Origin of the sequence: [Collinsella] massiliensis (genome assembly GCF_002161605.1) — a bacterium.
Lineage (GTDB): Bacteria > Actinomycetota > Coriobacteriia > Coriobacteriales > Coriobacteriaceae > Enorma.
In genome coordinates this window covers 102,399-109,965 of the sequence record NZ_NFIE01000007.1, presented here as the reverse complement: position 1 = coordinate 109,965, position 7,567 = coordinate 102,399, and the positions used below count along the sequence as shown (strand labels likewise).

The window sequence follows — 7,567 nt, the reverse complement described above, 5'->3', positions numbered from 1 at the left end:
ACTGGAACCACGTGAGGCGGCAGGTCAAGCTGAAGGGCCTGACCCCGGCGGAGTTCCGGGAGCTGGCCCTCCGCGAGGCCGCTTAGCGGTTATGATTTAACGCGTCCAAGTTTTGGGGTGCAGTTCAATTGACTCAGTGAGTCAAACGAACCCGTCCCCATTGTCTCAGCAGGAGTTCCTGCCATGGGGTAGAATCGAGGGAGACTATCCACGCCGGGTCTCCGGCGACGAGAGGAGAAGCAACATGGACCGCACCGAGATGTTCCAGAAGGTCGCCGACATCGCGAGCGACGTGCTCGGCATCGATGTCGATTCGATCACCGAGGAGACCACCTTCGACGACCTGGACGCCAACTCGCTCGAGCGCCTGCAGCTCGTGACCGCCATCGAGGATGAGTTCGACATCGAGATGGACGAGGAGCGCCTGCTCTCGATCGCGTCCATGTCCGACGCGATCGACGCCATCGTGGCCACGCAGCAGGGGGCATAGGCCTTGCGCATTTCCGAGAAGCTCGCGCTCGCGCAGGAGATCTGCGGCCACGAGTTCCGTGACCGCGACCTTCTGCAGAGCGCCATCACCCACCCGTCCGCCGTGGAGGGCCAGCCGGTCGACGCCTCGTACGAGCGGCTCGAGTTCCTCGGCGACTCGATCCTGGGTTCTGTCGTGGCGCTCGCGCTCTACAAGAGTTATCCCCAGTTCGATGAAGGTCGTCTCACGCGCCTCAAGGTCTCGCTCGTTTCCGGCGTGACGCTTTCCGAGGTCGGCCGCGAGCTCGGCATCGACACCTGCATCATCTTCGGCGCCTCCGAGACCGGCACCGGTGCCCGCGGCCTTTACTCCGCGCTCGAGAACGTTTACGAGTCGCTTGTGGGAGCTCTCTTCCTCGACGGCGGCTGGGAGGCAGCAGAGGCGTTCATCATACGCACCTTAAAGCCGCACCTTGCCGCCGATCGCGCCGAGCATCCCACCAACCCCAAGTCTTACCTGCAGGAATGCGTGCAGCGAGACCATAAGGTGTCGCCTGCCTACAAGCTCGTCGATACCTCCGGCCCTGCGCACGAGCCCGTATTCACCGCCGTGGTGCTCGTCGACGGCGCGCGCCAGGGCAAGGGGACGGGTTCCTCCAAGAAAGAGGCGGAAGCCGCTGCGGCGCTTGATGCCCTTGAGCGCATGGGCTATACCACCGGCGGCGTCATTCTCAATAAGAAGTTCAAGTAAGGGGCGGCCGTGTACCTCAAGTCACTCACCCTGAAGGGCTTCAAGTCGTTCGCTGACCGCGCCCACATGTCGTTCGAACCCGGCCTCACGGTCATCGTCGGCCCCAACGGTTCGGGTAAATCGAACATCTCAGACGCAATCCTTTGGGTACTGGGAGAGCAAAGCGCCAAACAGCTTCGCGGTCAGGCCATGGAGGACGTCATCTTCTCCGGTTCGTCGGCGCGCAAGCCCGTGGGCGTGGCAGAGGTCACGCTCGTCCTCGACAACTCGGATCACGTGCTGCCCGTCGATTTCAACGAGGTCGCCATCACACGCCGCATGTATCGTTCCGGAGAGAGCGAGTACCTCATCAACCAGAGCCCCTGTCGTCTCATGGATATCCAAGATATCTTGCACGATTCTGGCTTGGGCAAGGACACCCACTCCATCATCTCCCAGGGCAAGCTCGATTCCATCCTGCAGAGCCGGCCGGAGGAGCGTCGCGCGCTCATCGAGGAGGCGGCGGGCATTTCGAAACACAAGCGCCGCAAGGAACGCGCCGCTCGCAAGATCAAATCAATGGACGAGCACCTCACGCGTGCCCGTGACATCAGTCGCGAGATCACGCGCCAGCTTCGTCCGCTCGAGCGCCAAGTGGATCGTGCCCGGCGTCACCGCGACCTCACCGAGCGCGCCAACGAGCTCACCCGCATCCTTGCGGTGGACGAGCTTAGGCGCCTGCGTGGCGAATGGGAGGGCTGCGAGCACCGCGCCAAGGAGTGCGATGCTGCCCTCGAGCTCGCGCGCTTTCGTTTAGCGGAGAAGGAGCGGGAGCTCGAGAAGCTCCAGGTGCTGCTTGAGGAGAAAGGCCTCTTTGTGGGCGACCTCGGTGAGCAGCGCCGGCGAATGCAGGACATCATCGGTCGCCTGGGCTCCGACATGCGCCTTTTGGAGGAGAAGGGTCACAACATGGTGAGCCGTCTCTCCGAGATGCGCGGCACCCTTTCTGGCTCTGAGCACCAGCGCCGCCGTGTGAGCGAGGATCTCGAGCAGGCGCGTGCCGCGCTCGACGAGGTTCGGGCTGCGCTTGCTGTGGCTGAAGACGACGTGGCGCAGCTCGAGCCCGCCGCGCGGGCGTCCCATGAGCGCCGCTTGGAGCTCGACGAACGCATCGCCACCTCGACGCGCGAACAGCGCCAGGCGCAGCGCGCCGCAGACGATGCCACGCTCGGACTCGCCCGCGCGCGCGAGGCGCTTTCCAATGCTGAACTGGAAGATTCCATGTTCGCCTCGCGCCTGGAGCAGATCCAGGAGGGCGCGGATAACGTGAGGGCTTCGCTTGAGGCGCGCCGACGCCGTATCGAGGAGCTCGAGGAGCTGCTCGCTTCCGCGCGGGCTGATCTCGACGAGGCTCGTGAGACGAGCGGCAGCGCCGAGCGCGCGCTCGAGGAGCTCCGTGCGAAGGAAACCGAGGCGCGCGGCCGCCTTTCCGAGGTGCGCTCCGAGCTCGCGAGCTTGAAGCGCCTCGACGAGCGCATGGGGGAGTCCTCGGCGCTCGCCGCCGCGCTCGCACGCGATGACCGGCTCGACGTGCAAGCGCGTCTCGGCGATGTGATCGAGGTGCCTGCAGAGCTTGAAGAACTTGTCGAGCAGCTGCTTGCAAGCGATGTCGAGGCGCTCGTGTTCGACAACCGCGAGCGCATGCGTGCGGCAGGGGAGGCAGGCCTGTGCCAGGAGGACGTTTCGGGTACCGCCACGCTCATCGCGCGGGATAGCGCCGGTGCATATGCCGTTCCCGACGCCGCCGGAAGCCGCCTTTTGGACCTCATTCGCGTACGCGAGGGTTATTTTGAGGCTGTTTCGTCGCTTCTCGGCCATGTCTATCTCGTCGATTCGCTCGTGGAAGCGCTCGCTGCCCCCGTTGTCCCCGGCGTCGTCTACGTGAGCCGGGATGGGGCGCGCGTGGGTGCGAGCGGCGTCGTTCGCCTGGGCAAGCAGGCGGATTCGTCTGCGGGCATCCTTGAGCGCAAGCGCCGCATCCGCGAGCTCGATGATATCGAGCCCGATCTTTCCACGGTTTTCGATGAGGCTTCGGCGCGCGTGGTGGAAGGCCAGCGTGCGCTCGATGTGGCACGAGCTGCGGAGCGCGATGCTGCAGGCGAGATCGCCCAGCTCGAGGGTGAGCTTCGTTCCGCTCGTGAGGAGACGGGCAGACTCGAGCAGTCGCTCGTGAGCACGCAGGCCGAGTATTCGAAGCTCGAGCGGCGACGTGCGGAGGTTGCCGAGCAGGCACGCGCCGCCGCCCCGCGCGCCGAGGAGCTCGAGCGCGCCCGCGATGAGGCACGGGCGAAGGCCGGTGAGCTCGCCCAGGAAATCGCTGAAGCAACCGATGAGCTCGATCGTCTGCGTCGCGAGGATGCGGAAGCTGCCACCAAGCTTGGCGACGCCCGCGTCCGCCGTGCCCAGGCTTCGGAGCGCGTCCGCTCGCTCGAGGGTCGCGTGCCCGAACTCGAGCGGCGCCTCGAGGGACTCGATCGCCGTATCCGTGCCACGACGCAGGCGGCTCGTTCGCTCGAGGTGCTGCGTCTACGCGTTGACCCGCTACACGATCGTTACACCGCGCTATCCGAGCGCGCGACGGAGTGGGCGGCGCGCTTGCGCGACCAGGCATCGCTTGAGGAGGCCGATTCCGCTTCGCTCAAGAAGACCATCGAGGACGCCAAGACCGAGGTTGCCGCTGCGAAGGCGGAGGTCGACGAAGCGATGTCTGCCCAGAGTTCCGTGCAGGTTGAACGCGGCAAGCTCGAGGTGCAGGTGGAAAGCGCGATTCAGGCCATCACGGCCGACGGCACGACGGTGCTCGAAGAAGCGCTCATGCTGCCGGAGCCCGAAGATCGCGATGCGTGCATGCGCGAGCTGCAAGACCTCGTGCGCCAGATCAACAACTTAGGTCCGGTGAACCAGGTCGCTATGGAGGAATATGAGCGCCTGCGCGAGCGCGCGGACTACATCGCCGCCCAGCTCGCCGATCTCGAGGCGGCGCGCAAGTCGCTCACGAAGATCAGCGCTGCGATCGATCGCAAGATGCGCACCGCCTTCCTTACCACCTTCGAGAAGGTCGACGAGAACTTCCGCGAGGTCTTCGCCATGCTCTTCCCGGGAGGTCAGGCGCATCTCGAGATGACCGACCCCGAACATCCGAGCGAGACCGGCATCGAGGTGGTGGCTCAGCCCCGCGGCAAGCGCATCACGAAGATGACGCTTATGAGCGGTGGCGAGAAGAGCCTCACGGCGCTCGCGCTGCTCTTCGCCGTGTACCGCACGCGTACGGTGCCGTTCTATGTGCTCGACGAGGTCGAGGCCGCTCTCGACGATTCGAATCTCTCCAAGCTGCTCGACGCCATCGATGTGCTGCGCCGCTCTACGCAGCTTTTGGTGGTGTCGCACCAGCGGCGCACCATGGAGGACGCTGACGTGCTCTACGGTGTATCGATGCAGGCAGACGGCGTGAGCCGTGTGGTGAGCCAGAAGCTCGACCGCGCAACAGGAAAGGTCGTGGATGCATAATGGGATTGTTTGACGCGCTCGCGCGCGGGCTCGAGCGCAGCCGCGAGGCCATCAACGAGCTCTTCTACTTCGGCGGCGAGGTCACCGAAGATTTCTGGGAAGAGCTCGAGGATACGCTCGTCATGGGCGACATGGGTGCCGAGATCGCCATGGACGTCTCGGACGATCTGCGCGACCTTGCCGCGCGCAAGAACCTGAAGACCGCCGACCAGCTCCGTGAGGCGCTCGCCGATAAACTCGAGCAGCGCTTCACGTCCATCGAGGTCGATCCGTTTCGCGAGACTCCCTCATGCGTGCTCTTCGTTGGGATCAACGGCGCCGGCAAGACGACGACCGTGGGAAAGATCGCGAGCGCCGCGCACGAGGCGGGCAAGCGTGTGGTGATCGGTTCGGCCGACACGTTCCGCGCTGCCGCTATCGAACAGCTCGATGTGTGGGGCCAGCGTGCGGGGGTGCCCGTGGTGAAGCGCGACCGCGGCTCCGACCCCGCGAGCGTGTGCTATGACGTGCTCGATGAGGCCGACAAGCAGAACGCCGACCTCGTGCTCATCGATACGGCGGGGCGCCTGCACACCTCGAGCGACCTTATGCGCGAGCTTGCAAAGGTCGTGAATGTCACGCGCAAGCGCGCGGAGAAGTGCGCTGCCGGCCCCATGCCCGTACGTGTCGTGCTGGTAATCGATGCCGGTACCGGACAAAACGGCCTCAACCAGGCACTTGAGTTCAACGAGGCACTCGGCCTCGACGGCATCATCTTGACGAAGCTCGACGGCACCGCCAAGGGCGGCATCGCGCTCGCCGTGTCCTCTAAGCTCGGCCTTCCCATCTACCGTGTGGGCGTAGGGGAGCGTATCGAGGACCTGCAAGAGTTCGATGCCCACGACTTCTGCCGCGCCCTCGTAGGAGCGTAAGCGGTGCGTCTTCGCCAGCCATCGGGGACGGGGGTTATTGGCTGGCGAACCAACCGGCGAGCCGACAAAGCCGCCAGCCAATAACCCCCGTCCCCGATGGCTGGCGTGAGTGCGGGGTGCACGTGTGATGCGTGCACCCCGCACTTCATTGCGTCCGGTGGATTATGAGGCGTTACTTTGCAGCGCTCGCAAGCCAGTCCCACATGTCGAGACCGTTTTCATCGGTGCATTCGCCGTTGAAGAAGTAAATCCATGCCTCGTGGCCCTGCTCAAAGGTATATCCCGCGAATTCACCATTGAGAATCGTTGCGTCGTCGTATGCCGAGACGTGCAGATCGGTAGCTCCTGCTGCCTCGAGGCGCTCGATCGTAGGATCTTCGTAGATGGTGGGGTCGACCACGATGTCTGCATGCGTGTAGACGAACCACATCGGGATGTCCTTGACCGACTCGATCATTTCGTCGGTAATACCGGAATCCTTGTACGCCTCGCTGATGGGGAAGGCGGCGGCGAAATAGTCCGGGCGCTCGAAAACGAGGTCGAGCGTGAGGTAGCCACCGTTCGAGCAACCGCCTACCAGGATGCGACCGGGGTCGATATCGGGATGCTCCTCGACGTAGGAGTCAATGAGCTCCAGGACCGCAGGCTTCCAGATCGAGTCGGTGCCGGGATTATCGAGCACGTCAGCGTCGCCCATGCCTTCATATTGGAGCCAGAAGCCATTGCATTGCGGAATGAGGATGTATGCGCCGCCCATGCTTTCCTGGAAGTCATTTTGAACGAGCGATGTGCACTTGGTGTCATAGACCGCCATCCTCACATCGGTGCCACCGCCGCCTGCGCCGTGGAGCCAGATGACGAGCGGGTGCTTCTGATCATCCGCTTCTGGCTCGAAGGAAGCGTAGGTGAGTGCTGTTCCGTCGCTTGCTTCGAAGGACTCAGACGTGAAAAGATCCATGACCGGGCAGTACATCGAATCTATGAGCCCTTCGGTCGAGACTTCAAGCGTCTCTACCGGTGTGCCATCAGCAAACGCGAGGGCGGCGTCATCGCTGAGCGCAATGTTAAGCTCATAGGGATCGCTCCAGAAATTCATGCTTTTCGAGTCGAGCCAAATCTGACAGTTGCCATCCGAAGGTCCGACTGCCATTTCCAGAGTGACATAGCGGGAACCCTCCTCGACCTTATTGCCCTTTTCGTCGCTGGGGTAGGCATCGGAAACCGTTCGATCGTGCTCCACGATGCCGACGCCATCTGCAGCATCGGGGTCGTCGACATAATCTTGTCGACGATCAGAGACGGTAAATGCAGCAGCGCTTATCGTCTCAGGGTCGATTTCGTTACCAAAATCGATCACGGTTTTCGTGACGTTTGGACCCCAATCAAAACCTTCGACGACGATCGATTGGGTTGCGGCCACGTTTCTCGAGGGAGTCTCCTGCGAACCAGTCGCAGCGCCAGACGAACAACCGGCGATTGCCAAGGCCATTCCAGCCGTTCCTGTTGCGATAAACGACCTGCGTGAGATTGAGGGCATATGTGCCTCCTTGAGTCTGAAGACCTCCTTGATTGTTAATCGTATGCATACGTTGTCTTGAATCTTAATACCAGTCTTATCTATATGTCTTGTCCTATTTTTAATACCGGTGAATGGATGATTTAACGTGGCAAGCGGTAAAGCTGGCATGAGATATAACGAAATGTGTGTTCCGAGAGATAGTGAGGGCTTGCTCGCCCCGCCAAAATATGGATCAGGAACGGTTCCATCGTCACCCCCTGCGGTACAATTAAACCGTCTGAGTACCCGCCACGAGTACGGATTTCTGCGCAGGGCTGCATGCCTGCACAGATCATCGTGAGTTCCGCAGCCGCGGAGCGGCGAGGACTGTCT

At 62.7% G+C, this 7,567-nt stretch carries 6 protein-coding genes; 5 read left to right on the top strand and 1 reads right to left on the bottom strand.

Annotated elements, in window-relative coordinates; translation table 11 throughout:
- The 5 genes from B5G02_RS10300 to ftsY form a co-directional block, all read left to right on the top strand.
- Nucleotides 1-86, top strand: an 86-nt coding sequence (locus tag B5G02_RS10300; RefSeq protein ID WP_428843242.1) for an IS3 family transposase, incomplete at its 5' end; no start/stop codon positions are given.
- Between the two features lie 158 nt (nucleotides 87-244).
- A complete protein-coding gene (locus B5G02_RS04320; RefSeq protein WP_019238449.1) occupies nucleotides 245-490 on the top strand; it encodes an acyl carrier protein in 246 nt (81 codons plus the stop codon).
- Nucleotides 491-493: 3 nt separating this feature from the next.
- Complete coding sequence (gene rnc / locus B5G02_RS04315) at nucleotides 494-1,219, top strand: ribonuclease III (protein ID WP_019238450.1); 726 nt, start codon at nucleotides 494-496, stop codon at nucleotides 1,217-1,219.
- 9 nt (nucleotides 1,220-1,228) lie between these two features.
- Nucleotides 1,229-4,765, top strand: coding sequence for a chromosome segregation protein SMC (gene smc, locus B5G02_RS04310; RefSeq protein ID WP_019238451.1), 3,537 nt, complete (start codon nucleotides 1,229-1,231; stop codon nucleotides 4,763-4,765).
- A complete protein-coding gene (gene ftsY / locus B5G02_RS04305; RefSeq protein ID WP_019238452.1) occupies nucleotides 4,765-5,676 on the top strand; it encodes a signal recognition particle-docking protein FtsY in 912 nt (303 codons plus the stop codon). The genes smc and ftsY overlap by 1 nt, the downstream gene beginning before the upstream one ends.
- Before the next feature lie 172 nt (nucleotides 5,677-5,848).
- On the opposite strand, the gene B5G02_RS04300 is transcribed toward ftsY, so the two are convergent.
- Complete coding sequence (locus tag B5G02_RS04300) at nucleotides 5,849-7,213, bottom strand: prolyl oligopeptidase family serine peptidase (RefSeq protein WP_241146164.1); 1,365 nt, start codon at nucleotides 7,211-7,213, stop codon at nucleotides 5,849-5,851.
- Nucleotides 7,214-7,567 lie beyond the last annotated feature (354 nt).

Excerpts from the sequence above, each read along its gene's own strand:
- B5G02_RS04320 (WP_019238449.1), top strand. The coding sequence starts at position 245 with ATGGACCGCACCGAGATGTTCCAGAAGGTCGCCGACATCGCGAGCGAC.
- ftsY (WP_019238452.1), top strand. The coding sequence starts at position 4,765 with ATGGGATTGTTTGACGCGCTCGCGCGCGGGCTCGAGCGCAGCCGCGAG.
- B5G02_RS04300 (WP_241146164.1), bottom strand. The coding sequence starts at position 7,213 with ATGCCCTCAATCTCACGCAGGTCGTTTATCGCAACAGGAACGGCTGGA.